At 52.3% G+C, this 2,634-nt stretch carries 1 protein-coding gene; it reads right to left on the minus strand.

Annotated features, from left to right (window positions below):
* Nucleotides 1-96: 96 nt before the first annotated feature.
* Nucleotides 97-1,842: a group II intron reverse transcriptase/maturase gene (ltrA, locus tag QN399_RS25990; protein WP_322178707.1), complete on the minus strand. Its 1,746-nt coding sequence runs from the start codon at nucleotides 1,840-1,842 to the stop codon at nucleotides 97-99.
* Nucleotides 1,843-2,634 lie beyond the last annotated feature (792 nt).

The raw sequence follows: 2,634 nt of genomic DNA on the forward strand, positions 1-2,634 counted from the left end.
TATCAGGCATCAAATTGTCGGGTAGCCCCAGATCATTACTGATCCGGGGCCCCCTTAGAACCGTAAGCTTACGAAAGCCAGTCTATTACTGGCCGGTCACGCGGAAGGTGGTTTTTGCAAACCGCTATGCTTAAGTGGCTCCTTGAATCCCTGCTTGTGGCACTGTAAGTGGCAGTCGGGATGGAGCAGTACACGGTTATTTAGTTTATCCGGGCCGCCATCCACCCGCCTGACAACGTGGTGATCGTGCCAGCCGGTATCCTTGCTGATGGCATGCCCGCATAAAGCACATTTACCCTGTTGCCGCCTGAAAAGACTCAGTACCTGCCGCCGATACCGGAGCTTATGTAGCATCCGTTGAACCCTTAATGCTTCCCACTTGAACTCCTGTTCTGCATCGTACGGCTGATACGCACCCGGCAAGCGCTTGTGACGAACGATTACGGTATCCGCCAGCATGTATAGCTGGCGAAACTTCACTGTCCCGTCGATCCCCTTTACTGGGTATACAAATGCCCGGTGAATTCCGGAACAGTAATATCGTCGTTTAAGCCAACCAACAGACTTCCTCGGATGCCGACGCTTTGCCCACCTCAAGATCCGCCAGAAGATAAGGTTGTCCAGCTTGTTAAAGGTGGCTTTCGCCACAACCGGGGAGTGATATTGCGCCCACCCTCGCAGCACTGGGTTCAGTCGCCCCATCAGTGCGCCCTGAGTAAGGGTTCCGCTGTTTTTTATAATATCTCGCACTTTCCGATAGAACGTTGAAACATTCTTCTTAGCAGGCTTGATAAACAGCTTTGTCTTTCTGTGCGGCGACTTCGGGACGTACTTCCTAAAATTCCACCCAAGAAAATCAAAGCCTTGATGGATGTGTGCGATGCGCGTTTTTTCTTGCGATAATGCAACCCCTCGTACAGACAGAAATTGCTCTATCCAAGGCTTGATTTCGTTTTCAAGCAACTCTTTCGAGTTTGCCAAAACCACAAAGTCATCTGCATAGCGCACAACCTGAACCTTGGTTTTCTTCGCTTCTATGGTGCCAAAGCGTTTTTTCAAGTGATCTTTCAGCAAAAGCTCCAAACCATTCAAGGTGGCGTTTGCCAGACAGGGAGAGATGATACCGCCCTGTGGCGTGCCTGCCTCCGTAGCAACAAATTGCCCCCGGTCAACAACCCCGGTTTTCAGCCATTTGCGCAGTATCGTCTTATCCATTGGGATATTTTGACAAAGCCAATCATGGCTGATGTTATCGAAAAAACCTTTGATGTCCCCTTCCAGAATCCAGACAGGGGCTACTTGGGCGGCCAGCAAATGAAACAGCTCTACCATTGCGTCGGCCGTCGAGCGATCCGGTCGGAAGCCGTAGCTTCGGGGGTCGCTCTGGCTCTCTACAACAGGTTCAATTGCCAGCAGATGAAGCGCTTGCATGGCCCGATCCAACATCGTGGGAATTCCGAGTGGGCGTTTCTCCTGTTTACCAGGTTTCGGTATCCATACCCGCCTCAACGGTTTAGAACAGTAACCCCGCTTGATCGATAGACACATCACCCCTCGAAGTTTGGCTTGGGGCGTCTCCCACGTTTCGCCATCGACCCCCGGCGTCCTGCGACCCCGGTTCTCCGTGACTCGCCGCACAGCTAAGCATCGCCCATGAAACGAGTGAGTCAGCATGCGTTGCAGGCGCTTCACCTTTCGCCAGTCGGCCTTCCTTGTTGCCTGCGCAATTTTCAACTGTGTTTTCCGAACAGAGGTTTGAATTCTGGCCCAATCGAGACCGTACCAATTCATAGCCCCATCCGAGGACGCAGACGTAACCGAAGTCGGTGGTTGCGTATTCATACAGTCCTGCTCGAAGTTAGAAACTGTTTGCACAGGATCTCTTAGCGTGTACCCGTGCCAACTTCATAGTTCGACGGAATCAACAGTTGTATTTGCGCTCGTAAACCAGATGCACGTCAGCCAGGGTTGCCCCTGCCGGTAATGTTGAAACCGGTATGCCATCCGTTACAGACGGCCCTTTGCTTTTTGCATCCTCCTATTCCCCACACTCATCAACGTCCCTTGCGGAAAGTCTGCCTTGCCGATGTGGCTGGTAAGGCAAGTGGTCGGGATTGCCACGTTCCCTGAATCGCATCAATTCCCCGTTTAGGCTTCGTCTATCCCCCGGCAGCGCTTCTAGTACCGCATCCCATTACATGACAGGAATGGCTGGCTGCAATGCCATTTTGGCTGGGGCCGATAATTGCCGTAGGCCCGTCAATCCTTACGAGGGTTCTGTCGACGATTCACATATGTTAGCCATGCGGGTTGGGTCACTAGTCCCCGTACTACCGTGCAATTCGGTTGTGCTGCGCATCCCGTTACCGGGTTGCACTCTCTTGCGGGAGGGACATTGTTGATCGGGCTTCACACCCCAAGATTGGCTCCTGACGCATGCCGATCTAGTGAACTGACGGATACACGTCAGGCTCGTTACTCCAGAAAGCGGAGTTGAGCAATGAGATCCAGAGCTTACGACTCGTGTTTGACTGCTAACCTATTGAAGTTAAACAGTTGAACACGCGATCTCGTGTCGCACCATGCCCGGATTATATCCGATCAGGCGACGAATCGAGGGGTTAAAACTTGATG

The organism is Pseudomonas sp. 10C3 (assembly GCF_036346185.1).
Lineage (GTDB): Bacteria > Pseudomonadota > Gammaproteobacteria > Pseudomonadales > Pseudomonadaceae > Aquipseudomonas.